The organism is Streptomyces sp. NPDC005408 (assembly GCF_040606445.1).
In the GTDB taxonomy this organism is placed as follows: Bacteria; Actinomycetota; Actinomycetes; order Streptomycetales; family Streptomycetaceae; genus Streptomyces.
This window is the reverse complement of sequence record NZ_JBEXEX010000015.1, coordinates 17,743-44,303: the sequence shown is the minus strand read 5'-3', so window position 1 is coordinate 44,303 and position 26,561 is coordinate 17,743. Positions and strand designations below refer to the sequence as shown.

Genomic DNA, 26,561 nt, shown 5'->3' with positions numbered 1-26,561 from the left:
CGTGTTCGGTACACACCGGGGAGTCAGTGGCCATAATTGCCCCCGCGGGCACCAAAACCAGATGAGCGATGTCAGTGGTGAACCGTAGGCTCGCGCCTGATGTCCGAACAACATTCAACTGCCGAGGACCGGTCCGCCGTACGTTCACTGCTGCGGCTGTGGCCGTACGTACGCCCCATCCGAACCCGACTGTTCAGTGCGGCATTTGTCGCCATAGTGGCCTCCTGTCTGGGCCTGGTCATTCCACTCGTACTGAAGTGGATCGTCGACGGCCCCGTGGCCGAGCGGGATCCAGGCGGGGTCTGGCTCGGGGCGCTGGCGCTGCTGTTGCTCGGCCTCTGCGAGGCGGGACTCTTCGGGCTGCGACGGTGGCTGGTGGCCCGGCCGCTCGCGGGGGTCGAGGCGGCGATGCGGGCCGACCTCTACCGGCATCTCCAGCGGATGCCGGTGGCCTTCCACGACCGCTGGGCATCGGGCCAGCTGCTCTCGCGCGGCACGACGGATCTGATGCTGCTGCGGATGTTCCTGGCGTTCCCGCTGACCTTTCTGCTGGTCAACGCGACCGCGATCCTGGTCGGGTTCATCATTCTGCTGGGGCAACAGTGGAGCCTGGGCCTGGTGCTCCTCGCGCCGCTCGTGCCGCTCGTGATTCTCTGCTCGCGCTTCGAGTCGCGGTACGCGCTCGTCGCGCGGCGGGCGCAGGACCAGGTCGGCGATCTGACGACAGTCGTCGAGGAGAGCGTGCTCGGCATCCGCATCGTCAAGGGCTTCGGCCGCCACCGCAGTCAGGCGGACGCCTTCCGGGCGCTCGCGCAGCGGCTGCGCGGCACGGAGCTGGGCAAGGCGAGGCTGCTGGCCGGGATCTGGGCGCTGATCACGACGATCCCCGAGGTGGCCATCGGCGCGGCGCTGGTGCTCGGCACGGTCCAGGTCGCGGACGGTGCTCTGTCGGCGGGCACGCTGGTGGCGTTCCTGTCGACCGCGCTGGCCCTGCGATGGCCGGTGGAGTCGATCGGCTTTCTGCTGGCGATGAGCCAGGAGGCCGCAACGGCGACGGAGCGGTACTTCGAGGTGATGGACGCGGACGAGGAGTCCGACGCGCAGGAGGAGTCGGACGCGCAGGAGGAGTCGGACGCGGCGGTCCCGGCCGGGGCGGTGGCCGAGGACGGGGATGAGGGCAAGGGCAAGGGCGAGGCCGGGCTGCGGTTCGAGGGCGTCGAGTTCGGCTACCCGGACGCGCCCGCCGACGCGCCGCCCGTGCTCGCCCGCATCGATCTGCGCGTACGGCCCGGCGAGACGATGGCCCTGGTCGGCGGGACCGGCAGCGGCAAGACCACGCTGACCGCGCTCGTACCGCGGCTGCACGAGGTGACCGCCGGGCGGATCACGCTCGACGGGGACGACATCGCGGCGATGCCGCGGGAGCGGCTGCGCGAGCTGGTGTCGGTGGCCTTCGAGGAGCCGACGCTCTTCTCGGCGAGCGTCGGCGAGAACGTCCTGATGGGCGCGGAGGACGCGGCCGAAGGTGAGTTGGGGCGCGCGCTGGAGGTGGCGCAGGCCGGATTCGTCGGTTCGCTGCCGCACGGAGTCGACACCCAGGTCGGCGAACAGGGCCTCAGCCTCTCGGGCGGTCAGCGGCAACGGCTGGCCCTGGCCCGCGCGGTGGTCGGCCGGCCGCGTTTCCTGGTGCTCGACGACCCGCTGTCGGCGCTCGATGTGCATACGGAGGCGTTGGTGGAGGCGGCGTTGCGGCGGGTGCTCGAGGACACGACGGCCCTGGTGGTGGCGCACCGCCCGTCGACGGTGATGCTGGCGGACCGGGTGGCGCTGCTGTCGGAGGGCAGGATCGCCGCGGTCGGTACGCATCAGGAACTGCTGCGTACGAACGCGGAGTACGCGTGGCTGATGTCGGGGGCGGACGCCGACGCCGTCCGTGCCGACGCCGAGGAGGAGGTTCGATGACGTCGTCGACGACCACGACGCCGTATGCCGACGACGGCGAGGAGACGGCCCGTACCGGCTCCGCGCCCACCGCACCGGGGCCCGTGAGCGCGCCCGGCGGGGGCGATCCCTTCGACCGGGACGCCCTGCCCGCGCCCAAGGGGGCGACCGGTGCGCTACTGAGGTCGCTTCTCGCACCCCGCCGCGCACGCGTCGTCGTCACCGGGCTGCTCCTGCTGCTCCAGCAGGCCGCGGTCCAGGCCGGGCCGCTCCTCATCGCGTACGCCATCGACCGGGGCGTGCCCGCCTTCCGCCGGGACGACTACGGGCCGCTGATCGCCGTCGCCGCCGGGTACACCGTGTGCTCGCTCGGCGCCGGGGTGCTCCACTACGCCTTCATCCGCACCTCGGCCCGCGTCAACCAGGACGTGCTGCTCGACCTGCGCGGCCGGATCTTCCGCCACTCCCAGGCACTGAGCGTCGACTTCCACGAGCGCTACACCTCGGGACGGCTGATCTCGCGGTCGACCACCGATGTGGAATCCCTGCGGGAGCTGCTCAGCGAAGGCCTCGAAGAGCTGATCATGGTGATCCTCGCCTTCGTCTACATCTCGGCGATGCTGCTGTGGCTGGACCTCGGGCTCGGCGCGCTCGCGGTGCTCTCCTTCGTACCGCTGTATCTGCTCGTACGGCTCTACCAGCGGCGCGCCAAGGCCGTCTACAGCACGCGCTCCACGGCGATCGCCGCGGTGATCGTGAAGTTCGCGGAGACGATGAACGGGATCCGGCCGGTGCGGGCGTTCCGGCGCGAGCGGGCCAACGACGCGGAGTTCCGGGTCCTCAACCACCGTCACGAGCGCAGCAACGGTGACGCGCTCCTTGAGATGGCGCGCTATGTCGTCGGCTCGCGGCTCGTCGCCAACACGGCGGTGGCCGGGATCGTGCTGTGGGGTGCCTACCGGGTCGCGGCGGGCACGCTGGAGCTGGGTGCACTGGCCGCGGCCGTGCTGTATCTGCGGCGGCTGTACGACCCGATCGACCGGCTCGGGATGTTCCTCAACTCCTACCAGTCCGCGGCGGCTTCGCTGGAGAAGATCGCGGGGCTGCTGGCCCAGGTCCCGTCCGTACCGGAGGCCCGCAGCCCCAAGGTGCTGCCCGCCCTGGCCTCCGACCACCCTGGGCGCGAGGTCGTCTTCGACGGCGTCCGCTTCGCCTACCGCACCGGCGGCGAGGTGCTGCCCCGCTTCGATCTGACGATCCCGGCCGGGCAGACGGTCGCGGTCGTCGGCTCGACCGGGGCGGGCAAGTCCACCCTCGCGAAGCTCCTCGCCCGCTTCTACGACCCGAGCGAGGGGCGGGTGCTGATGGACGGCGTCGACCTGCGGGATCTGGCCACGCCCGAACTGCGGCGCGGGGTGGTCATGGTGACCCAGGAGGCGTTCCTCTTCTCCGGGACGGTCGCCGAGAACATCGCGATCGGGCGGCCGGACGCGAGCCGCGAGGAGATCGAGCGCGCGGCGAAGGCGATCGGCGCGCACGACTTCATCGCGGACCTGCCGGACGGCTACGACACGGACGTACGCAAACGGGGCGGCCGCATCTCGGCGGGGCAGCGGCAGCTGGTCGCCTTCGCGCGGGCGCTGCTCGCCGACCCGGCGGTGCTGATCCTCGACGAGGCGACGAGCTCGCTGGACATCCCGGGCGAACGGGCGGTGCAGCGCGCGATGGACACGGTGCTGCACGGGCGCACGGCGGTGGTGATCGCGCACCGCCTGTCGACGGTGGAGATCGCGGACAGGGTGCTGGTGATGGAAGGCGGCCGGGTGGTGGAGGACGGGCAGCCGGGCGAACTGATCGCGGGGGAAGGCAGATTCGCGGGGCTGCACAGGGCGTGGCGGGACAGCGTGGTGGGGTAACGGCCGGGCGGGGTCCGGGGCGCGGGCGCCGTCTGCCGGGGCGCGGGTTCCGGGCGCGTCCGCTGGGCGCGGGGGTTCGGGGCGCCGGTGACCCGGTGCCGTGTGGGTGCCGTCTCGGGCCGCTACGGGGCTCGTGTCCTGGACTGCTTTCCTCACCGCGCTCCGCGCGAGCTGCGCCGCTTTACGTCCAGAACACGACCCCTACGCGTCCCCCTGCTCGCTGAACGAGCCCGGTGCACAGGCGTGCAGCACTGCAGGGCTTGGGGCTTGCTTTCCCTGCGGCGCGATGCCGCCGCAAGGCGGGGGATGCCCCCCCCTGCGGCGCGAAGCTGCCGCCCAGGGGCGTGGGGGCGTCAGCCCCCGTACCCGTCCAGGCCCGCAGGGTTTCGGGAAGGGGCGGGGTGGGGGAACAAACCACCCTCACGCCACCCGCCTCCTCGACCTCAGCAGACCCACCGACACCGCCCCCGCCCCCGCCATCAGCCCCGCCGCCCCCGCCGCCGCGAACCCCATGCCGTGGGTGAAGGCATCCCTCGCCGTTGCGAGCAGCGTTGACGCCGGGCCGGGCTGGAGGTGGTCCGCCACCGACAGGGCGCCGCCCAGGGTTTCGCGGACCGGACCCGGGCCGCCCGTCATGTCGCGGCTGTACACCACCGCGCCGATCGAGCCCAGGATCGCCATGCCCAGCGCCCCGCCCAACTCCTGGCCCGATTCGAGGACCGCGGCCGCCGCGCCGGCGCGCTCCGGTGGGGCTGCGCCGAGGGCCAGTTCGTTGGCGAGGGTCATCGCGGTGACGAGGCCCGACGCGTAGACCGCGCACGCCGTCAGGACCCACCAGAAGGCCGAGTCCGTACGCACCTGCGTCAGCCACGCGAAGCCCGCCGCCGAGACGAGGAAGCCGCCGCCCATCACGTACGCCCGGTCGACGCGACGTGCGAGCACCGCGCCCGTGGGGGCCGCGAGCATCACGCCCGCCGACGGGACGAGGCTCCAGAGCGCCGCTTCGAAGGGGGACTTGCCGAGCACCGACTGGAGGTATTGCGTGATGAAGACGGCGAACCCCACCGTCGCGGCCATCGCGAGGAGATTCACCAGCACCGAACCCCCGTACGCCCGGCGGCGGAGGAGCGCCAGGTCCACCATCGGGTGCTCGAGCCGGGCCTGGCGGCGGACGAAGAGGACGCCGACCGCGAGGCCCGCCGTGACGCCGAGCGCGGACAGCGGCGCGTAGCCGTGCTTGGCGAGCTCCTTGATGCCGTGGATCACGGGGAGCAGCGCCCCGAGCGACAGGACGGCGCTCAGCACGTCGAACTTCCCGTGCGCCGCCGTCCTGAACTCCGGCAGCAGGAGCGGCGCGAGGACCAGCAGCAGCCCCATCGCGGGCAGGTTGATCAGGAAGACGGAGCCCCACCAGAAGTGTTCGATGAGCGCGCCGCTGACGACCGGGCCGAGGGAGATTCCGGTGGCCATCACCGTCGTCCACAGGGTGACCGCCGTGGCCCGCTGCTTGTCGTCGCGGAAGAGGTTGCGGATCAGCGCGAGCGTGGACGGCATCAGGCACGCACCGCCGACGCCGAGCAGTGCACGCGCGGCGATCAGCGCGCCGGGTGAGTGCGCGTACGCCGCGGTCACGGAGGCGATACCGAAGATCCCCGCGCCCGCGAGGAGGACCCGGCGTCGGCCCATGCGGTCGCCCAACGCCCCCATGGTGATGAGGAGTCCGGCGAGCACGAAGCCGTACATGTCGAGAATCCACAGCTGCTGCGTGGAGCCCGGCCGCAGGTCCTCGCTGATGGCGGGGATCGCGAAGTAGAGGACGGAGACGTCCATCGAGACGAGCAGGAGGGGCAGCATCAGAACGCCGAGGGCGGTCCATTCACGGCGGCCCGCGGTGGGTACGTCGGGTGTCATGCCCGGAGCGAAGCAGCCGGTTGCGTACACCGCAAACAAGTGGCTGGTGCACCCTAGTGCGGTCCGGGGCAAGGGCCGGTAAAGGCTCAGTTCACAGGGGCGTACGACGTCAAGGGCGCACTAGTACACTGACGCGCCATGCAGACCGAGCCGCCCTACCTCCGTATCGCCGCCGAGCTCCGCCGGCGCATCGCCGCCGGCACCCTCCGCCCGGGCGATCGCGTCCCCTCCACGCGGGCGATCACGAAGGAGTGGGGCGTGGCGATGGCGACCGCGACCAAGGCCCTCGCGGCCCTGCGCCAGGAGGGTCTTGTACGGGCCGTGCCCGGCGTCGGCACGGTCGTCACGCAGGCCGCCGCGCACCCGCCGGGCGTCCCCGTCGAGCCGGGGCTGACCCGGGCCCGGATCGTGCGTACCGCGATCGCGCTGGCCGACGCCGAGGGACTGCCCGCGCTCTCCATGCGGCGGATCGCCACCTCGCTTTCCACCTCCACGATGGCGCTGTACCGGCATGTCCCGGGCAAGGGGGAGCTGGTGCGGCTGATGACGGACGCGGTCTGCGGCGAGGAAGTGATGGGACCGGTTCCGGCCGACTGGCGCGAGGGGCTTGAGCACGCGGCGCGCTGGCTGCGGGCCGTCTACAGCCGCCATCCGTGGATGGCGCAGGCGATGGCGTCGTTCACGCGGCCGGTCATTTCGCCGAACGCGATGAAGTACACCGAGTGGATGCTGGGTGCCCTGCGGAACACCGGCCTGACGCCGCATCAGATGATCCATACGCACCTGGTGCTCTTCGCCTATGTCCAAGGGATGGCCATGGCCGTCGAGTTGGAGATGCAGGCCCAGCAGGACACGGGCATGTCCGACGAGCAGTGGATGGCCCGGAACGAGCCACAGTTCGATGTGATCACCGCGACGGGGAGCTATCCCCTGCTCAACACGCTGTTCACACAGGACGAGTTCGATCTGGACCTTGAAACGCTCTTCGAATTCGGGCTGGCTCGAACGCTCGACGGCTTCGCGGTGATGATCGGCGAAACGTCCGCTTAACGAACATGACCATTCGGGCAACGGACGATTTCCGGCCAACCTGTTGACGCGGTCCTGACAGCAGGCGTTCTCTGCTGGCACTCTTCCCCCGATCCACGCTCCACATGCTCCGCATGCTCTGCCCGGCCGACCTACCCAGTCGCCGGTACCCCCCTCGCAGAAGGAGTTCGCGTGAGACCCACGCCTCGCCGGCGCACCACCGCGACCGGAGCTCTCATAGCCACCGCCGCCCTCCTGGCGGTCGGATTCCAGACCGGCACCTCCTCGGCCGACCCGGCGTCAACCGCCGTGCCGGCGGCGGCGAAAGCGGGGAAGGCCGACCCCGGCGCCCTGCCGCTGAATCTCTCCCCCGCCCAGCGCGCCGAGCTGATACGCAAGCAGAGCGCCACCACGGCGGCCACCGCCAAGGAACTGGGCCTGACCGCCCAGGAGAAGCTCGTCGTCCGGGACGTGACCGCGGACCGCGACGGCACCACGCACACCCGCTACGAGCGCACCTACGCCGGACTACCGGTCCTCGGCGGTGACCTGGTGGTCGCCGAGACCAAGGCGGGCGCCACCGAGTCGGTCAGCAAAGCGTCGCGAGCGACCCTGAAGAACGTGGAAACCAGCGCCGATGTCGCCCCCGCCACCGCCGAGAAGCAGGCACTCGGCGCGGCCAAGGCGCAAGGCTCACAGAAGACCAAGGCCGACCGCGCGCCGCGCAAGGTGGTGTGGATGGCGAAGGGCACGCCGACTCTCGCGTACGAGACCGTCGTCGGCGGCCTCCAGGACGACGGCACCCCGAACGAGCTGCATGTCGTCACCGACGCCACCACCGGTGCGAAGCTCTTCGAGTGGCAGGCCATCGAGAACGGCACCGGCAACACGCAGTACAGCGGTTCGGTGACGCTCGGCTCCACACAGTCGGGGTCGACGTACAACCTGACCGACACCGGCCGCGGCAGCCACAAGACGTACAACCTCAACCACGGCAGCTCGGGCACCGGGACGCTGTACTCGGGCCCCGACGACGTCTGGGGCAACGGCCAGGCCTCCAACCTGGAGACCGCGGGCGCCGATGCCGCGTATGGCGCCGGGCTCACCTGGGACTACTACAAGAACGTGTACGGCCGCTCCGGCATCCGCGGTGACGGCGTCGGCGCGTACTCCCGGGTCCACTACGGCAACAACTACGTCAACGCGTTCTGGCAGGACAGCTGCTTCTGCATGACGTACGGCGACGGCTCGGGCAACGCCAAGCCGCTCACGTCGATCGACGTGGCCGGGCACGAGATGACACACGGCGTCACCGCCGCCACCGCCAAGCTCGTCTACAGCGGCGAGTCCGGTGGTCTCAACGAGGCGACCAGTGACATCTTCGCCTCCGCCGTCGAGTTCTACGCCAACAACGCCACGGACAAGGGCGACTACCTCATCGGCGAGAAGATCGACATCAACGGCGACGGCAGCCCGCTGCGCTACCAGGACAAGCCGAGCAAGGACGGCGCGTCCAAGGACTCGTGGTACGCGGGCATCGGCAACATCGATGTCCACTACTCCTCGGGCCCGGCGAACCACTGGTTCTACCTGGCATCCGAGGGCAGCGGCGCCAAGGTCATCAACGGGGTCAACTACGACTCGCCGACCTCCGACGGCCTGCCCGTCACCGGCATCGGCCGCGACAAGGCCGCGCTGATCTGGTTCAAGGCGCTCACCACGAAGTTCAACTCCACCACGGACTACGCCGGTGCGCGTGCGGGCACCATCGCGGTCGCGACGGAGCTGTACGGAGCCACCAGCGCCGAGGTCAAGTCCGTGACCGACGCGTGGGCCGGCATCAACGTCGGCGCCCGCCCCGGCGGCGGCGACCCCAACCCGGGCACGGTCTTCGAGAACACCGCTGATGTCGCCATCCCGGACAACGGCGCGGCGGTCACCTCCTCGGTCACCGTCACCGGGCGCACGGGCAACGCCCCGAGCACCCTCAAGGTCGGCGTGGACATCATCCACACCTGGCGCGGTGACCTGGTCGTCGACCTGCTCGCCCCGGACGGAACGGTCTACAACCTGAAGCCGTTCAGCTCCTCCGACTCGGCGGACAACGTCCAGACCACCTACACCGTCAACGCCGCCTCCGAGGTCGCCAACGGCACCTGGAAGCTCCGCGTCCAGGACAAGGCAGCCTACGACACCGGCTACATCAACAGCGTCAAGCTCACCTTCTGAACCGACCGAACCATCTGAGCCTTGACGCATGAAAGCTGCCCGGGGGCCGAGCCCCCGGGCAGCTTTCATGCGTTCTAGGCGGGGTTGTTCGCGTGCGTCAGGGTCTCCCACGCCACGAACAGGTTGTTCGAGCCCGCGGGCCGCTGCTGCTCCGTCAGGCGCTGCGTGTTGCTCATGTCGAAGCCCATCCGGTTGTGCAAGGCGTTGTAGCCGACCTCGGTGATCGGGCCGAGCTTGTCCTTGAGGCTGCCGCCGCAGAGGTTCGACGGAACCGGCTCGCCGAGCTGGTACTTGGCGTGGAGGCCCAGCGCATGGCGGAGCCGGTCGGCGATCTCCGGGTAGAGGTCCTGGCCCTGGATGCGGCTCGTCTCGGCGATGTGCGAGATGGCGGAGAAGCCGTAGCCGGTGTGGGTCAGGTCGCGGCAGGTCTCCTGGCTGAGCCCGTTCATGAACGTCGACTGGCCCTGCCAGTACTTGACGATCTTGTCACGTGTGTCGAGGCCCGAGCCGGGCGCGGTCTTGGGCAGGGACCCGTCGGTGGTCAGATAGATGTACGCCGGGACGCGGCCTCGGAACTTGGTGACGGCCTTGTCGTACGACGCCCGGTCCTCCAGGAAGACCGCGATACCGATTGCCGCCTCCGTCATGCTCAGCTCCCAATTGCCGTTGGAGTGCGAGCCGTTGATGACCTTGGGGAGATAGACGTTGCGCAGCATCGTGCCGAAGCGGCCGGAGTTCGGCCAGGAGCTGTACGTGTACTTGACGATCTCCGCGGCCCGCGGCCAGGAGGAGCCCGCCCAGCCGGTCTGCAGCGGGGCGTTGCTGTTGGTGTGGTCCTTGATCACGGCGGACCAGGCGTCCATGATCTCGATCGACTTCTTGGCGTAGCGGCTGTCTCCGCCGATGTACCAGGCCAGCGCCAGCGTGTACGCGGCGATGGCGTCCTCACGCTCGTCCGTGCAGCCGTAGTTGGGGTTGGAGTACGAGCCGCACTCGACGACGGCGCGGGGCTTGGCGGTGCGTGTGAGCGAGGCGTACTTGCTGGCGAGCATCTGGTCGTAGGCGGCCTTCCAGGGCTGGGCGCCGGCCTGGACCTTGGTCTTCACGAAGTCGAGCTGCGGGCGGCTGACGAGCACGCCGGGGTGGGTGAAGTTCGCCGGTGCGGCGGCCTGTTGGGCCGCTCCGGAAGTGTCTTTCACGGCCGAGGCCGGGGATATGAGTGCAGCGGCGAGCACTGACGCCAGGACGGCGGCGAGGGCGAGCAGAAGCGCTTTTGGTCTGCGCAGCGCGCGTGATCCGGTACGCATGGGTGGGATTGCCTTCCGGTGGGGGGTCGCTCTCCAACGGGTTCACCCATATGAACGTTGAGCGTGGGAGTGAACCCGTAATGGGTGAGGAAACTAAAGGCATCCCATGAACACGTCAAGACTTTGAGTTCACGGCGTGAAAAAAGGGCGGCACGGTGCCGTGCACCGTGCCGCCCCGGAACGCCGCCTCAGCGCATCAGCACACCCGCGCCCTCCCCCGTCCCCTCCGTCGGCAGCGCAACCAGACCCAGATCAGCGCTGGTCGCGAGCAGCGGGTGGGCCGGCAGGATGCGCACCGTGTAGCCGAACGGGCCCGTACGGTCCAGCGAGAGCGGGCCCTCGTAGACCCAGCGGCCCTCCAGGTCCGGTCCGCCCGCCGGTTTCAGCGGGAAGGCCTGGGCGTCGGCAATCGCGTCGTCGGAGTCGACGCGGCCGGACACCGCCTGCACCTCCACGTCGTCCGGCTGGAGTGCGCCGAGTGCGACCCGCACCCTCAGCGCCAGCGTGGAACCCAGCTCCGCCGTGCCCCCGGCCGCGGACTGCTCCAGTGCCTCCACATGGTCGACGGCCACATGCGGCCAGCCGACCCGCACCCGGCCCTTCCAGGACGCCAACTCCCGTGCCGTATCGGCATTCAGGGACCGGTGCGCCCGGGCGGCCGGCGCGTACAGACGCTCCACGTACTCCCGCACCATGCGGCCCGCGAGCACCTTGGGGCCCAGCGTCGTCAGCGTGCGGCGGACCATCTCGATCCAGCGCTGCGGCAGCCCGCCCGCACCCCGGTCGTAGAAGCGCGGCGCCACCCGGTTCTCGATCAGCTCGTACAGCGCGCCCGCCTCCAGCTCGTCACGCCGGTCGTCGTCCGTCGCCGAGCCGTCGGCCGTCGGGATCGCCCAGCCGAAGTCCGGCTCGAACCACTCGTCCCACCAGCCGTCGAGCACGGACAGGTTGAGACAGCCGTTGAGCGCGGCCTTCATCCCACTCGTGCCGCACGCCTCGAGCGGCCGCAGCGGATTGTTCAGCCAGACGTCGCAGCCCGGATAGAGCTTCTGCGCCATCGCCATGCCATAGTCGGGAAGGAAGACGATCCGGTGACGCACCCGCGGGTCGTCGGCGAACTTCACCAGCTCCTGGACGAGACGCTTGCCGCCGTCGTCCGCCGGATGCGCCTTGCCCGCGACGACGATCTGGACCGGCCTGGTGGGGTGCAGCAGCAGCTCCATCAGCCGGTCGCGGTCACGCAGCATGAGCGTGAGCCGTTTGTACGACGGGACCCTGCGCGCGAAACCGATGGTGAGCACGTCGGGGTCGAGCACCCCGTCGATCCAGCCCAGTTCCGCGGCTCCCGCACCCCGCTGGCGCCAGGAGGCCCGCAGCCTCTCCCGTACCTCCAGGACCAGCTGTTCGCGCAGCTCCCGCCGCAGCTCCCAGATGTCGGCGTCCGGGATGTCCGCGACAGCGTCCCAGCGCTGCGAGCCGCCGACGGACAGGGCGTCCTCGGCTCGGCTCGCGCCGATCTGGCCCGCGCCGAGCCGGAACACCTCGGGCGCCACCCAGGTCGGCGCGTGCACTCCGTTGGTGACGGAGGTGATCGGCACCTCCGCGGCGTCGAAGCCGGGCCACAGACCGGCGAACATGCCGCGGCTGACGGCCCCGTGCAGGGTGGAGACGCCGTTGGCGCGCTGCGCGAGCCGCAGCCCCATCACCGCCATGTTGAAGAGGTTGGGCTCGCCGCCTGGGTAGGTCTCCATGCCGAGCTGGAGCACCTTCTCGACCGGGACCCCGGCCAGTTCGCCGCGGTCACCGAAGTGGCGGGCGACGAGCTCGCGGTCGAAGCGGTCGATCCCGGCGGGCACGGGAGTGTGGGTGGTGAACACGGTCCCGGCACGTACGGCTTCGAGCGCTGCGTCGAAGTCGAGGTCCTGGCCGCCGCGCTCGGGGGGCTCGCCCAGTTCGCGGATGCGCTCCAGGCCGAGGAAGCCGGCGTGCCCCTCGTTGGTGTGGAACACCTCGGGCGCGGGGTGGCCGGTGAGACGGCAGTACGCGCGCACCGCCCGTACGCCCCCGATGCCGAGGAGCATCTCCTGCAGCAGCCGGTGCTCGCTGCCGCCGCCGTACAGCCGGTCGGTGACATCGCGCTCGCCGGGGCCGTTCTCCTCGACGTCCGAGTCGAGCATCAGCAGCGGTACGCGGCCGACCTGCGCCATCCAGATGTGCGCGCGCAGCGAGCGACCGCCGGGCAGCGCCAGGGAGACCTGGCACGGTGCCCCGTCGGGCTCCCGCAGCAGGCTGACGGGCAGTTCGTTGGGGTCCAGGAGGGGATAGTGCTCCTGCTGCCAGCCCTCGCGGGACAGGGACTGGCGGAAGTAGCCGTGGCGGTAGAGCAGCCCGACGCCGATCAGCGGCACGCCGAGGTCGCTGGCGGCCTTGAGGTGATCGCCGGCCAGGATGCCCAGGCCGCCGGAGTACTGGGGCAGTGCGGCGGTGACGCCGAATTCGGGTGAGAAGTAGGCGACCGCTGTGGGGAATTCGGAGCCCTCGGGGTCATGGTCCCCAGGGGCGCCACTGTGTGCCTGGTACCACCTGCGACCGTGCAGGTAGTCGTCCAGGTCGTCGGCGACGGCGGCGAGTCTGCGCAGAAAGCGCCGGTCCCCGGTCAGCTCCGCCAGCCGTGCGGCGGACACCGATCCGAGCAGCCGCACGGGATCGCCTCCCGCCGCCTGCCAGCCTTCGGGGTCGACGGCCTGGAAGAGGTCGCGGGTCTCGGTATGCCAGGACCAGCGCAGATTGCGCGCGAGTTCGCTGAGCGGGAGGAGTGGTTCGGGGAGGACGGGGCGGACGGTGAATCGACGAATGGCCTTCACGGGTTCCACCTTCGCAGGGGAGGTACGCATCCGAGGGGACGCACGACGGTGTGCGTCCTTTTCCGTCCCCACAGACGGTAGTGGTACCCCGCCCTCCTCAACACGGCGCGCGCCCGGCCCACGGGCGGGCGCCGGGGCATTCGGCGCAGTTCAACGCGGCGAACGCACCGCCAAATGGTAGGGGGAGCCCTGGTTGACGGTCCCCGGGTCGAAGGCCCCGGTCGCCGCGTACCGGGCGGCGATCTCTTCGAGTTCCGACTTCGGGATCACCTCGTCGATGTCGGTGAAGCCGCCGGGGGCGCGCTCGTGGGCGAGGTTGATGACGACCTCGGGGCCGAGACGGCGGTTCGCCTGCTGGAGTTCGGTCATGGCGGGTCTGCGTTCGGCCTCGTACGCGGCCAGCGCGTCGGCCGGGTCGGTGTGCAGGGCCATGGCGTGGCCGAGTGCGCGCGCGTCGACGACGGACTGGGTAGCGCCGTTGGAGCCGATCGGGTACATGGCGTGGGCCGCGTCGCCGATCAGCGTCGTACGGCCGACCGACCAGCGCTCCAGCGGCTCACGGTCCACCATCGGGTACTCGTAGGCGCCTTCGGCTGCCCGGAGCACCTGGGGGACGCTGACGCCGTCGAAGTCCCAGCCCTCGTAGTGGTGCAGGAACTTCTCGACGGGGACCTGCCGGTTCCAGTCTCCGCGCGTAGCGTCGCCTGCGGAGTCGGCGGGCATCGCAAGTGCCCAGTTGACGAGCACGTCGCCGGTGTCCCCGGCGGGCTCGGTCATCGGGTAGACCACGGCCTTCTGCCGGTCGTCGCCCGCGATGAACATGAAGGTGCCGATCTGGTGGACGGGCATCCACGAGACGCCGCGCCAGACGAGCATGCCGTTCCACGGCGGCTCGCCCTCGCCCGGGTTGAGCGCCGCGCGCACCGCCGAGCGGATGCCGTCGGCGCCGATGAGGACGTCGGGTTCGAGGGAGGCCCTGCCGCGCCGGGCGCCGTCGCGGTGCTCCAGCTGGACGCGGGGGCGGCCGTCGGCGAGGGGGTCGACGCCGGTGACCTTGACACCGCCGACGATCGCGCCGCGGCCGAGCCGGGTGCGCACCGCGTCGGCGAGCGCGAGCTGGAGTTCGCCGCGCTGGATGGAGAGCTGGGGCCAGTGGTATCCGGCGCCGAGGCCGCGCGGCTCGCGGGAGATGAGGCCGCCGCTGCGGTGGTAGTAGCGCAGCTCGCGGGTGGGTACGGAACATTCCTCCAGCCGGTCGAGCAGCCCGAGCGCGTCGAGTTCGCGCACCGCGTTGGGCATGATGTTGAGCCCGGCGCCGACCGGCTGCATCTCGCGGACCGTCTCGACGACGGTGATCCGCTCGAATCCGGCGGTGTGCAGGGCGAGTGCCGCGCTGAGCCCGGCGATTCCACCGCCGGCGATCATGATGTGCGTCATGGGGACCTCCAGGGACGGTCAGGCAACGGGGGTACGTGATCGCTCGATGGAACGGCGCACGAGGGTCTCGTTGTCCCGGGTCAGATCGAGCACGGAGCGGAGCAGCTCGATCGGGGCGCCGCCGCTGCCCACCTCGTACAGCCGCACGTCCTCGCTGTACGCCTTGCGGGCGATGGTCATATGGCGCGCCCGGAAGGTCTTGAGGATGCGCAGCACGCGCGCGAGGGAGACGGCGGATGCGGCGAGCTGCGGCGGCAGCCGATCGGCCGCCTCCCAGCTGATGGCGGCCGAAAGCTTGGAGACGGCGGAGGTACCGCCCTTGTGCGCGGCGTAGTGGTCGCGCCAGGACGGGAGGCTGTAGCGCACCGAGTCGTCGAGGAAGGCGTCGTAGGCGGGGCCGCTGCGGTCGCACTGCCACAGCGTCAGATCGACCAGCCAGAGCGGGACCTGGGCGGCGGCCGGGCCGAGGTAGTCGACGCCCGCGATGTCGATCTCCTCGAAGTAGGAGCGCATCTCCTGGGCGAAGAAGACCGGCGAGACATTGGCGACGGTGAAGTCGATGGAGTCGACCATGGACTGCACATGCTGGGCGGTGCGGTCGAGCGCGAGGGCGAAGCCCGGTTCGTACGGCTCCCTGCGGGCGAGTTCCGCGCAGGTGTCCAGTGCTGCCACCAGGCTGGGGAAGACCATCCGGACCGCGTCCTGGAGATTGCTCTCCATGATGTCGCCGGTGTACATCCGCCGACGGGCGCCGAGAGGGTTCCAGGTCGTGTAGTGGTGCACGGTGTCGCGCGGCACCATGTCGGTGCGCCGGCTCAGCTCTTCGAGCACCGGCAGGACTTCGGGCACCGCGGCCACGGGCTCGGTGCCGTGCCGTTTGAGCGAGCCGAGAAGGATGCCGAGGTCACGCATGGCCGCGAGCGCATCGGTGACGCCGAGTGCGGCGACCCGGTCGGGGTCGGGCACCAGGGTGCGCAGGGCGACGGTGAGCGCGGCCACATCGGCATCGGCGTTCATCGCGGGCAGCGCGGCGAGCAACGCGTCGGCGCCGAGCGGGTCGGCCTCGCGTATCTCGGATATCCGGTAGCGCGGGTCGCAGCGCAACTGGAGACCGGGCGCGACAAGGTCGTACAGGGTCAACGGAATGCCCCCCTCGGGCAACATCGGTCAGTGGGTGGGATGCGGCGAAGTTGCTCGCGTCACGCGGTCACCGGACGCTTTCGCCGCATGCGTACGCGTACGCCGCACGCACTCGCCGCATACGGTCACTCCACGGCGCCGCCCACACGGTCCCGGCGCGGTGGCGCCATGGCGGGCCCCGGCAGCCGCAGTCGTACGCAGAGCAGGGCGGCCAGTGCCGCGACGGCGGCACCTGCCAGGAGCGCGGAGCGGAAGCCGGAGGTCTGGGCGGCGGCCGACGGTCCGCCCCCGGCGGTGGCGACAGCCACCAGGACGGCGAGGCCGAGCACCGAGCCGAACTGCTGGCTGGTGTTGATGAGTCCGGACGCCAGCCCGGTCTCCTCGGGCGCGGCCTCGGCGGTGGCGGCCACATTGGTGGTGACCATGACCAGCGGCAGGGCGACGCCGAGAACCAGGCTGGGTGCCAGGACCGTACCGGCGAAGGTGCCGTCGGCGGTCAGTGCGAGCGCCAGCCACACCATGCCCGCGAACAGGAGCCCGAACCCGGCGGTCATGGTGGCCCTGAGCCCGATCCGGAAGATGAGGCGGCCGGTCAGCGGGGCGACGACGACGACGACCAGCGAGAGCGGCAGCAGTCCGAGTCCGCCGGTCAGCGGAGACTGTTCGAGAACGCGCTGCAGATAGAGGCTGACCAGGAAGAACATCGGGAACAGCGCCATCTGGGCCAGTGCGCTGAGGATGTTGGCGTCCCGCAGCGCGGGCCGCCGCAGCACGGCGGGGGGCACCAGCGGGCTCGCGATCCTCGACTCCAGTACGGCGAAGGCCGCGAGCAGGACGAGACCCGCACCGCCGGCGGAGAGGGTCCGGGTGCTGGTCCACCCGGACTCGCCCGCGCCGACGAGTGCGTACGCCACCAGCCCGAGGCCGCCGGTGGCCGTGAGTGCTCCGCCCAGGTCGAAGCCGGTCTGTGCGCTGCGCATCCCCCCGTTGAGAACGCGCAGTGCGAGCAGCCCGAGAACCAGGGCGAGGAGCACATTGAGCCAGAACGTGGAGCGCCAGCCGAGTAGATCGGTGAGCACTCCGCCGAGCACGGTGCCAAGGACCCCGCCGAGTCCGCCCATCGCGGCGAAGGCCCCGAGCGCCTTGTGCCTTCCGGGCCCGTCCGGGAAGAGGTTGAGCAGCAGCGCGAACGCGGCGGCGGCGGCGAGGGCGGCCCCCACGCCCTGCACGGCCCGCGCGGCGATCAGCGCGCCCGCCGTCCCCGCGAGCCCACCGGCCGCCGAGGCGGCGGCCAGCAGTCCCAGGCCGGACAGGTAGAGCCGCCGGTGGCCGAGGAGATCGGCCATGCGCCCGCCGAGCAGCAGCAGCCCGCCGAAGGTGATGAGATAGGCGTTGGCCACCCAGGACAGTCCGGCCGAGCCGGAGCCCAGCTCGTCCCCCACAGACGGCAGCGCGACATTGATGATCGCCGTGTCCATGATCAGCAGCAGCTGGGTGGAGGCGAGCAGCGCGAGCGCGGCGCCCGGTCGCGCCGAGGTCACTGGCCGGTCCTTGAGTCCAGTCCGTAGCCGTCGAGACAGGCCTGGGCCAGCTCTTCGCAGCTCTCCGCGCCGCCCGCCCACGTCTGCATGGTCAGATAGACGTGCGGTGCGCCGTGGTAGAAGCGCTCGTACTGCTCATGGCGTCCGGCGAACTCCGAACCGAGCGCGTCCCACACCAGCTTGAGCAGCTTGACCCGGTCCTCGGCCGGGCTGCCGGGCGCGCTCAGATACTTCCGCACGACGGGGCCGAGCTCGGGGTGGAGCAGATCAGCGCCGGACGCGGGCAGCTGGATGACGCCGCCGCCCGCGAGCAGCTTGATCTCCTGGACGGCGCGGGGGTAGAGCTCACCGGCCATGATGCGCTGGGCGAAGGAGATCTCCCGGCCGGGCATGACACCGCCGCGGCCGCCGTCGACCTGCTCGTGACTGGCCTCGGCCGCCAGCACGAAGGCCTTGGCCTGGGCGACCATACCGAGCAGCCGCCCGACCGACTGTGTGACGGCCGGGAGTTGGTACGTGTTGTTGGCGCGGGTCAGCAGGATGGCGAGGCCGGTGAGGAATTCGAGCTTGGTCCAGAAACGGGTGGCGGCCTGGTGGCCGAAGTTGAGGAACGCGGGGGTTCCCCACCACATCGCCGCGGTCGCATCGACATTGCGGTAGGTCAGCACCCGCTCCCACGGCACGAAGACGTTGTCGCACACGAGCAGCGCGTCGTTCTCGTCGAAGCGGGACGAGAGCGGGTTGTCGAAGACGCTGCGGGCCTGTGCCTCGTACGACGTGCGCGAGACGAACTTCAGGCCCTGTGTGTCGACGGGCACCGAGAAGCAGAGCGCGTGCTCGACGTCCTCCGGAGCCAGTGGCTCGATCGTGCCGACCAGCACCTCGTCCGCGAAGACGGCCCCGGTGCCGATCATCTTGGCGCCGCTCACCACGATCCCGCCGTCCTTCTCGGCGACGACGCGCACCACCAGGTCGTCGTCGCCTTCGCCGGACTGCGGGTTGGTGATGGTGAAGGCCGAGTACAGGTCCCCCTCGGCGAGCCTGCGGTGGTACGCGAGAGCGTTGTCGGCGCCGTCGAAGGAGTCGGTGGTGAAGAGTTGGGGCACGGCGGCGAAGCCCGCGGCCCCTCCCGCCATGTAGTCGGGCGTACGCCCGAGGAAGCCGAAGCTCGACTCGGTCCACACCTTGAACGCGGTGCGGCGCGCGACGAGGTCGTCGTAGGAGCGCGGCACGGCGAAGGCGCGGTGGACGCCGCCGGCGGTGAGGGCGGCGGTGTGCTCGGAGTCGTGCGCCAGGTCGTAGAGGTGCGCGACCGACGCCGCGGTGTTGCGGAAGGCGGCATGGCGGGTGACGTCCTTGACCCGTTCGCCGTCGAGCCACACCTCACGCCCGTCACACAGCGATGCGAGGTATTCCTGGCCGGACCTGGTCAACGTCTCTCCTCAAACGGAATGTCCCCCGACAGAGCTGAGCCTCGCTCCAGCCATGGACGGCGGGCAATGAACGACCGTCCAGCGGTGATTAAGAACCGGCCAGTCATGCAGCTGAGGGGCTTCCCGATCGGTACTCTCCCGGCGTCATGCCGTACCACTTGCGAAAGGCCAGGTGAAAACCGACGGAGCTCTGGTAGCCGACGCGTTCCGGCACGGCCGACTGGGGCAGCGAAGTTTCGCCGAGCAGCCGGGCCGCCTCCTGCATCCGTCGCCCCGTCAGATGCCGGGCCGGCGCCTCCCCGACCAGCTCACGGAAAGCCGCGGTGAACGCGGAGCGGGACATGCCGACCCCGCGGGCGAGCGACTCGATGGTCCAGGGCTCGGCAAACCGGGTCGCGATGATCACCATGGCCCTGCTGATACCGGGATGGCGCAGAACCGGCAGCGCGGAGGGGTTGCGGGCCAGTTCGCGCAGAAGCGGCCGCAGTGCGAGCACCAGCGCCATCTCGAAGGCGCGCAGCGTGATCAGCCGGTCGCCGGGGCCGACCGGGCGGTCGGTGGCGGCGAGCAGCCGCAGCGTGTCGCGGAGCAGCGGCTCCTTGTCCACCTGGGAGCGGTCGAGCACCAGTGCCCAGGGCAGCGCGGTGTAGAGATGGGTGGCCACGGACGCGTCGTAGTGCAGCCCGGCGCAGAGCAGCCGGCTCTCCGGTCCCTCGCCCTCGATCCTGATCTCACCGGAGGTGCCGGGTGCACGCTCGGGCAGTACGGTGCCGAGCGCGACGCCCCGCCGTTCGGGCCGGTCCGAGAGCCGGTGCGCGGTGCCGGTGGGGAAGACGGCGAGGTCGCCCTCGTGGAGTTCGAGCGGGGTCTGGTCCTCTGCGGTGATCCAGCAGCCGCCTTCGGTGATGAAGTGGAGTACGGCGCAGCTCTGTTCCGCGTCGCCCTCGATGGCCCAGGGGGCGCTGACATGCCAGCGGCTGTCGAAGACCCCGGTCAGACGCAGGGGTTTGAGCAGCTCGCTGAGGAGGTCGTCGCCTTCGCGCTTCGGTTCCATCCCCGTCGGTTCCATTGGACGATCCTTCAACCCCCGCCCCGGTTTGTTAATTGATCGGCCGAAGCCGCCGAAGCGAGCCTGGAAGAGCCGTTCACGGCAGCAGCCACACCCTATCGAAGGGCTCTTCAGACTTATGTCCGATCACATTCCGATGCGCGTAGCGGTCGTGGGGGCGACCGGTTTCCAGGGAGGTGCGACAGCCCGCCTGCTGGCCGAACGGAAGCACCGCGTCCGCACGCTGAGCCGCAAGCCCGAGGCCGATCGCCCGGAGCTGCCCGGCATCTCCGTCGCGAGCGGCGACCTCGGGCGCTACGAAGATGTACGCCAGCTCTTCGAAGGGGCCACGCACGCGGCGGTGGTGATGCCGCTGGTGTACCAGGCCGAGAAGGTCATGCGGTACGCCCAGCACATAGCGAAGGCGGCCCGCGAGGCCGGGGTGGGCCGGCTGGTCTACAACACCAACACCCGTATCCCTGACCGCAGCACGAATGTGGTGGCCTTCGAGACCCGCCGGCTCGCCGAGACGGTGTTCCGCGAGAGCCTCGCCCACAGCGGCGTCGAGGTCGTCGTCGTACGCCCGCCGGTGTATCTGGACAACCTCTTCAGCCCGTGGAACGGCCCGGCCCTGGTGAACGAAGGCGTGCTCGCCTATCCGCTGCCTGCCGACACGCCGACCGCGTGGATCTCGCACCGGGACATGGCGGAGGCGGTCTACGCGGCGCTCACCGTGGACGGCGTGGCGGGCCGTACCTTCGACATCGGCGGTGCGCAGACGCTGACGGGCGACCAGCTGGCGAAGGCCTTCGGGCAGGGGCTGGGGCGCGAGATCCGCTATGTGCCCCTGGAGCCGGGCATCTTCGAGCAGGGGCTCGCCCAGATCCTGGGCACGGAGTCGGCGGCCGGAGTCTCGGGGATCTACCACTACATGGCCGCGGGCCTGGAGCCCTGCCTGATGGCGGGCGACGAGAGCGATTTGGCGGCGGCGCTGTCGGTGAAGCCGGCGCCGGTGGACGAGTGGGTGGCGCGGCAGCCGTGGCAGATGTGGTCGGGAGAGCAGTCATGAGCGCGGCGAGGAGGCCCGAGCCCAGCTGGGGCGCGCGCCCGAGCTGAGGCTCGGTGCAGTGAGGCGGTGCGGGGCGCGGGCCCCGACGCGAGATGCGTCGGGGCCCGCGCCCCGTCTTGTGCACGGGGCCCTCTCCGAGTCCCGCCTCTCTTGTGCGAGCACCTACGTCCTAGTAGTTAACAAACCACCGGATTGCCCACCCGACGACCGTGGGAAGGCTCATCCGGTACGCAGGCCACCGCACCCCTTCTCGACATTCTTTCCGCCCACCCGAGTGAACGCGGACAGGAGCGGCCATGCCCGCAGCCCGCCAGTCGTCGACTGAGCAGCTACAAAGAACCCACAAACCACGCATGAATGCACAACCGGCTCAATCCGCCCTGCCCGCACAGCCCTCAGGTGATCCCATGATCGGTCGCATCCCCGTCCTGGACGTACGTCCCCAAGTCGACTGCGGGAGGAGGCCCGCAAAAGCGGTGGCCGGTGAGACCTTCCGGGTCACCGCCACCGTATTCCGCGAAGGGCATGACGCGGTCGCCGCCAATGTCGTCCTGCGCGACCCCACCGGACGCCCCGGCGCCTGGACCCCCATGTGGGAACTCGCCCCCGGCACCGACCGCTGGGGCGCCGACGTCACCCCGGACACCGAGGGGCGCTGGACCTACGCCGTCGAGGCATGGAGCGACCCGGTCGCCACCTGGCGGCACCACGCCCGGATCAAAATCCCCGCCGGTATCGACACCGCACTGGTGCTGGCCGAGGGCGCCGAGCTGTACGAGCGCGCCGCCGCCGGGGTGCCCAAGCGGGACGGCCGCGAGGCCGTGCTCGCCGCCGTCGACGCCCTGCGCGACGAGGAGCGCTCCGCCGCCGCCCGGCTCGCCGCGGCCCTCGCCCCCGACGCCACCGCCGCGCTCGACCGCCACCCGCTGCGCGAACTGGTCACCGCATCCCGCCCGTTGACCCTGATTGTCGAGCGGCAGCGGGCCCTGTTCGGCTCCTGGTACGAGCTCTTCCCCCGCTCCGAGGGCGCCGTCGTCGAGGAGGGCGCGCCGCCCGCCTCCGGCACCTTCCGCACCGCCGCCGAGCGGCTGCCCGCCGTCGCCGCGATGGGCTTCGACGTCGTCTATCTGCCGCCCGTCCACCCCATCGGCACCACCTACCGCAAGGGCCCGAACAACAGCCTCTCCCCCGGCGCCCACGATGTCGGCGTCCCCTGGGCCATCGGCTCCCCCGACGGCGGCCATGACGCGCTCCACCCCGACCTCGGCACCTTCGAAGACTTCGACCACTTCGTCGAGACCGCGCGGGCCCTGCGCATGGAGGTGGCCCTGGACTTCGCGCTCCAGTGCTCGCCCGACCACCCCTGGGTGGACAAGCACCCCGAGTGGTTCCACCACCGCGCCGACGGCACGATCGCCTACGCCGAGAATCCGCCGAAGAAGTACCAGGACATCTACCCGATCGCCTTCGACACCGACATGCGCGGTCTGGTCAACGAGACCCTGCGCGTGCTGCGCTTCTGGATGGACCACGGTGTACGGATCTTCCGGGTCGACAACCCGCACACCAAGCCCGTCGTGTTCTGGGAGAAGGTGATCGCGGACATCAACCGCACCGACCCCGACGTGCTCTTCCTGGCCGAGGCGTTCACCCGTCCGGCGATGATGCACACCCTCGCCGCGATCGGCTTCCAGCAGTCGTACACGTACTTCACCTGGCGCACCACCAAGCAGGAGCTCACCGACTACCTCACCGAGCTCTCCGGCGACGCCGCCTCGTACATGCGTCCCAACTTCTTCGTGAACACCCCCGACATCCTGCACGCCTATCTCCAGCACGGCGGTCGCCCGGCCTTCGAGGTGCGGGCGGTGCTGGCCGCGACGATGTCGCCGTCCTGGGGCGTGTACGCGGGATACGAACTGTGCGAGAACGTTCCCCTGCGGGACGGCAGCGAGGAGTATCTGGACTCGGAGAAGTACCAACTGCGGCCGCGCGACTGGGAGTCGGCCGAGCGCGCGGGCCGCACCATCACGCCCCTGATCACGGCGCTCAACCGGATCAGGCGGCGCCACCCCGCGCTCCAGCAGCTGCGGGACATCCACTTCCACCCCACCGACAACGAGGCGGTCATCGCGTACTCGAAATCCGCCGAGGGCCCTTCGGGTTCGAACACCGGCGACACCGTCATGGTGATTGCCAACCTCGACCCCCACCACACCCAGGAGGCCACGGTCTCGTTGGACATGCCGCACCTCGGCCTCGACTGGCACGAGAGCGCACCGGTGCGCGACGAGCTCACCGGCGAGACCTATCACTGGGGCAGAGCCACCTATGTGCGCCTAGAGCCGGGCGTCACGCCCGCGCACATCGTCGTCCTGCGACCGTCCCCGCCGATCGGAGGGTCACCCACATCATGATCGTCAATGAGCCCGTCCACGACCTGTTCGAGGACACACCCGCCAAGGACCGCGACCCCGACTGGTTCAAGCGGGCCGTCTTCTACGAAGTCCTGGTGCGGTCCTTCCAGGACAGCAACGGCGACGGCATCGGCGACCTCAAGGGCATCACCGCCAAACTGGACTATCTGCAGTGGCTGGGGGTCGACTGCCTCTGGCTGCCACCGTTCTTCAAGTCCCCACTGCGGGACGGCGGTTACGACGTCTCCGACTACACCGCTGTCCTCCCCGACTTCGGCGACCTCGCCGACTTCGTGGAGTTCGTCGATTCCGCGCACCAGCGCGGCATGCGCGTCATCATCGACTTCGTCATGAACCACACCAGCGATCAGCACCCGTGGTTCCAGGAGTCCCGCAGCGACCCGGACGGGCCGTACGGCGACTACTACGTCTGGGCGGACGACGACAAGCAGTTCCAGGACGCCCGGATCATCTTCGTCGACACCGAGACGTCCAACTGGACCTTCGACCCGGTGCGCAAGCAGTACTACTGGCACCGCTTCTTCTCCCACCAGCCCGATCTCAACTACGAGAACCCGGCGGTGCAGGAGGAGATCATCTCGGCGCTGCGCTTCTGGCTCGACCTGGGCATCGACGGCTTCCGCCTCGACGCCGTGCCGTATCTGTACCAGCAGGAGGGCACCAACTGCGAGAACCTTCCCGCCAGCCACTCCTTTCTCAAGCGGGTGCGCAAGGAGATCGACGCCCATTACCCCGACACCGTGCTGCTGGCTGAGGCCAACCAGTGGCCTGAGGACGTCGTCGACTACTTCGGCGACTTCCCGGCCGGCGGCGACGAGTGCCACATGGCCTTCCACTTCCCGGTGATGCCGCGCATCTTCATGGCCGTACGGCGCGAGTCCCGCTACCCCGTCTCGGAAATCCTGTCCAAGACCCCGGCGATCCCGAAGAACTGCCAGTGGGGCATCTTCCTGCGCAATCACGACGAGCTCACCCTCGAAATGGTCACGGACGAAGAGCGCGACTACATGTACGCGGAGTACGCCAAGGACCCGCGGATGCGCGCCAATATCGGCATCCGCCGCCGGCTCGCGTCACTGCTCGACAACGACCGCAATCAGATCGAGCTCTTCACGGCGCTGCTGCTCTCGCTGCCCGGATCGCCGATTCTCTATTACGGCGACGAGATCGGGATGGGCGACAACATCTGGCTGGGCGACCGCGACGCCGTACGCACCCCGATGCAGTGGACCCCCGACCGCAACGCCGGATTCTCCTCGTGCGACCCCGGCCGGCTCTATCTGCCCACGATCATGGATCCGGTCTACGGCTACCAGGTCACCAATGTCGAGGCCGCGATGGCCTCGCCGTCCTCGCTGCTGCACTGGACGCGGCGGATGATCGAGATCCGTAAGCAGAACCGCGCCTTCGGTCTCGGCTCGTACACCGAACTGCCCTCGTCGAACCCGGCGGTGCTCGCCTTCACCCGCGAGTACAAGGACGATCTCGTCCTCTGCGTGCACAACTTCTCGCGGTTCGCGCAGCCCACCGAGCTCGATCTGCGGGCGTTCAGCGGACGGCATCCCGTCGAGCTGATCGGCGGGGTGCGCTTCCCGGCCATCGGCCAGTGGCCCTATCTGCTGACTCTCGCGGGCCACGGCTTCTACTGGTTCCGGCTGCGGAAGGAAGCAGCTGCCACCTGACCCACAGGTAACGAGAGGTGCCTCCCGCGGGGCGGTTTCCCCCGCCCCGCACCGGGCACTCTCCTCCTCATCCCCGCGCGCCGCCGGACAGCCACAGCTGTAATCCGGGACACTCTGCGCATTCGTGGTGTACCCGGGGAAAGGACGCGATGCCATGTCGGAGGCTGCATCCACCCGGACTCCCGTAGCTCTTCTCCCGTCACTCGCGCCCCTGCTGCACGCCTGGCTGCCGAGACAGCGCTGGTTCGCCGGCAAGGGCCATCCCGTCACCGGCTTCTCGCTCGTCTCCGCGACCGAGCTGCTGCCGCTGGACACCGAAGCCGGTCCGGGACTCCTGCATCTGCTCGTACGCGTCCAGCAGCCCGGCCTGCCCGCCCCGTCCTCGCAGGACTGCTACCAACTCCTCCTCGGCGTACGCGCGACACTGCCGCCGCATCTCGCGCCCGCCCTGATCGGCCATGTGACCGAGGGCCCGCTGGCCGGGCGTACGGTCTACGAGGGTCTGCACGACCCGCGGCTGGCCGAGCTGATCCTGGAGCGGCTGCGCACACCCGGCGCCCTGGGACCCCTGCGCTTCGACCGTTTCGACCAGGCTCCGGTGATCCCCGGCGGGCTCGCCGCGCGCCCGCTGGAGGCCGAGCAGTCCAACTCCTCGCTGGTGTACGGCGACGCGTACATCCTCAAGCTCTTCCGCCGGGTCCACCCGGGCGCCAACCCCGATCTGGAGCTGCCACTCGCGCTGGCCCGCGCCGGGTGCGGCCGGGTGCCCGCGCCCGTCGCCTGGTACGAGGCCACCGCACCGGAGCCGTACACGCTCGGTGTGCTGCAGCCGTTCCTGCGCGGCTCGCGGGACGGCTGGCTGCTCGCGCTCGACTCACTGGCCGGCGGGCACTCCTTCGCCAAAGAGGCCCGCGCGCTCGGCCGGGTCACCGCCGAGGTGCACACGGCTCTGGCGAAAGAGCTGCCCACCGTGATGCTCCGGCGGCCGCAGACCGAACATCTGGCGGCGGCCATGACGGCGCGTCTCGACGCGGCCGCACAGGCGGTGCCCGCACTGCTGCCGTATGTGCCGCGGCTGCGTGCCGCCTTCGACGCGATCGCCGCACTGGGCAGGCGCGGCCGGGTCTGGCGCGCCCAGCGCGTCCACGGCGACCTCCATCTCGGGCAGACCCTGCGCGGCGGCGGCTCCCACGCCGACGGTCACTGGTCGGTCATCGACTTCGAGGGCGAGCCCGCGCGCCCGCTCGCCGAGCGCCGCAGGCCGCAGCCCACGGTGATAGATGTCGCGGGCATGCTGCGCTCCTTCGACTACGCGGCCCGCACCCACCGGCCATGGAACCCGTCCTGGGCGGAACGCTGCCGTACGGCGTACTGCGAGGGCTATGCCGAGGCCGCGGGCGCCGATCCGCGCACCGAACCCGAACTGCTGCGTGCGTACGAGACGGACAAGGCCGTGTACGAGGTCGTCTACGAGGCCCGCCACCGCCCCGACTGGCTTCCGGTGCCGATGGCGGCCGTCGACCGCCTGGCCGCCACCAACTGATTCCGCCCGAGGAGGCAGACCCCCGTGACCGCC

16 protein-coding genes are annotated in these 26,561 nt (G+C 70.4%); 8 read left to right on the top strand and 8 right to left on the bottom strand.

Annotation, left to right across the window (positions count from 1 at the left end; genetic code table 11):
* Positions 1–99: 99 nt before the first annotated feature.
* On the top strand, positions 100–1,962 hold the full coding sequence (locus ABZS64_RS16650) for an ABC transporter ATP-binding protein (protein ID WP_355829360.1): 1,863 nt from the start codon (positions 100–102) through the stop codon (positions 1,960–1,962).
* Positions 1,959–3,857 (top strand): ABC transporter ATP-binding protein, encoded by a 1,899-nt coding sequence (locus ABZS64_RS16645; protein WP_355829357.1) that lies wholly within the window; start codon positions 1,959–1,961, stop codon positions 3,855–3,857. Before ABZS64_RS16650 ends, ABZS64_RS16645 begins: the two co-directional genes overlap by 4 nt.
* 420 nt (positions 3,858–4,277) lie before the next feature.
* Here the strand turns inward: ABZS64_RS16645 and ABZS64_RS16640 are convergent, their stop codons facing one another.
* Entirely contained in the window at positions 4,278–5,768 is a 1,491-nt protein-coding gene (locus tag ABZS64_RS16640; RefSeq protein WP_355829354.1) for an MFS transporter, read from the bottom strand.
* Between the two features lie 138 nt (positions 5,769–5,906).
* On the opposite strand from ABZS64_RS16640, the gene ABZS64_RS16635 reads away from it, so the two are divergent.
* Both ABZS64_RS16635 and ABZS64_RS16630 read left to right on the top strand, forming a co-directional pair.
* Positions 5,907–6,818 carry a TetR/AcrR family transcriptional regulator C-terminal domain-containing protein gene (locus tag ABZS64_RS16635; protein ID WP_355829351.1) on the top strand — a complete coding sequence of 304 codons (912 nt, stop codon included), beginning with the start codon at positions 5,907–5,909 and terminating at the stop codon, positions 6,816–6,818.
* 171 nt (positions 6,819–6,989) lie between these two features.
* Entirely contained in the window at positions 6,990–9,026 is a 2,037-nt protein-coding gene (locus ABZS64_RS16630; protein ID WP_355829348.1) for a M4 family metallopeptidase, read from the top strand.
* A 74-nt stretch (positions 9,027–9,100) separates the two neighbouring features.
* Here ABZS64_RS16630 and ABZS64_RS16625 read toward each other — a convergent pair whose 3' ends face one another.
* The 7 genes from ABZS64_RS16625 to ABZS64_RS16595 all read right to left on the bottom strand — a co-directional run bounded on the left by ABZS64_RS16625 (position 9,101) and on the right by ABZS64_RS16595 (position 19,817).
* The gene (locus ABZS64_RS16625; RefSeq protein WP_355829345.1) at positions 9,101–10,333 is read right to left on the bottom strand and encodes an alginate lyase family protein; all 1,233 of its coding nucleotides are present in this window, start codon (positions 10,331–10,333) and stop codon (positions 9,101–9,103) included.
* 188 nt (positions 10,334–10,521) lie between these two features.
* On the bottom strand, positions 10,522–13,197 hold the full coding sequence (gene glgP / locus ABZS64_RS16620) for an alpha-glucan family phosphorylase (RefSeq protein ID WP_355829342.1): 2,676 nt from the start codon (positions 13,195–13,197) through the stop codon (positions 10,522–10,524).
* Positions 13,198–13,347: 150 nt separating this feature from the next.
* Entirely contained in the window at positions 13,348–14,634 is a 1,287-nt protein-coding gene (locus ABZS64_RS16615; protein WP_355829339.1) for a flavin-dependent oxidoreductase, read from the bottom strand.
* A gap of 18 nt (positions 14,635–14,652) precedes the next feature.
* Positions 14,653–15,798, bottom strand: a complete 1,146-nt coding sequence (locus ABZS64_RS16610) for a monodechloroaminopyrrolnitrin synthase PrnB family protein (RefSeq protein ID WP_355829336.1) — start codon at positions 15,796–15,798, stop codon at positions 14,653–14,655.
* A 101-nt stretch (positions 15,799–15,899) separates the two neighbouring features.
* Entirely contained in the window at positions 15,900–17,315 is a 1,416-nt protein-coding gene (locus tag ABZS64_RS16605; protein WP_355829333.1) for an MFS transporter, read from the bottom strand.
* On the bottom strand, positions 17,312–18,748 hold the full coding sequence (locus ABZS64_RS16600) for a 4-hydroxyphenylacetate 3-hydroxylase N-terminal domain-containing protein (RefSeq protein ID WP_355829330.1): 1,437 nt from the start codon (positions 18,746–18,748) through the stop codon (positions 17,312–17,314). The genes ABZS64_RS16605 and ABZS64_RS16600 overlap by 4 nt, the downstream gene beginning before the upstream one ends.
* 103 nt (positions 18,749–18,851) lie before the next feature.
* Entirely contained in the window at positions 18,852–19,817 is a 966-nt protein-coding gene (locus tag ABZS64_RS16595) for an AraC family transcriptional regulator (RefSeq protein WP_355829327.1), read from the bottom strand.
* A gap of 118 nt (positions 19,818–19,935) precedes the next feature.
* Between ABZS64_RS16595 and ABZS64_RS16590 the strand changes: the two genes are divergently transcribed.
* The 4 genes from ABZS64_RS16590 (at position 19,936) to ABZS64_RS16575 (ending at position 26,528) form a co-directional block, all read left to right on the top strand.
* Positions 19,936–20,865 carry an NmrA family NAD(P)-binding protein gene (locus tag ABZS64_RS16590; RefSeq protein ID WP_355829324.1) on the top strand — a complete coding sequence of 310 codons (930 nt, stop codon included), beginning with the start codon at positions 19,936–19,938 and terminating at the stop codon, positions 20,863–20,865.
* 407 nt (positions 20,866–21,272) lie between these two features.
* The gene (locus ABZS64_RS16585) at positions 21,273–23,282 is read left to right on the top strand and encodes an alpha-1,4-glucan--maltose-1-phosphate maltosyltransferase (RefSeq protein ID WP_355829321.1); all 2,010 of its coding nucleotides are present in this window, start codon (positions 21,273–21,275) and stop codon (positions 23,280–23,282) included.
* The gene (gene treS, locus ABZS64_RS16580) at positions 23,279–24,985 is read left to right on the top strand and encodes a maltose alpha-D-glucosyltransferase (RefSeq protein WP_355829318.1); all 1,707 of its coding nucleotides are present in this window, start codon (positions 23,279–23,281) and stop codon (positions 24,983–24,985) included. The genes ABZS64_RS16585 and treS overlap by 4 nt, the downstream gene beginning before the upstream one ends.
* Before the next feature lie 154 nt (positions 24,986–25,139).
* Positions 25,140–26,528, top strand: a complete 1,389-nt coding sequence (locus tag ABZS64_RS16575; protein WP_355829315.1) for a maltokinase — start codon at positions 25,140–25,142, stop codon at positions 26,526–26,528.
* Positions 26,529–26,561 lie beyond the last annotated feature (33 nt).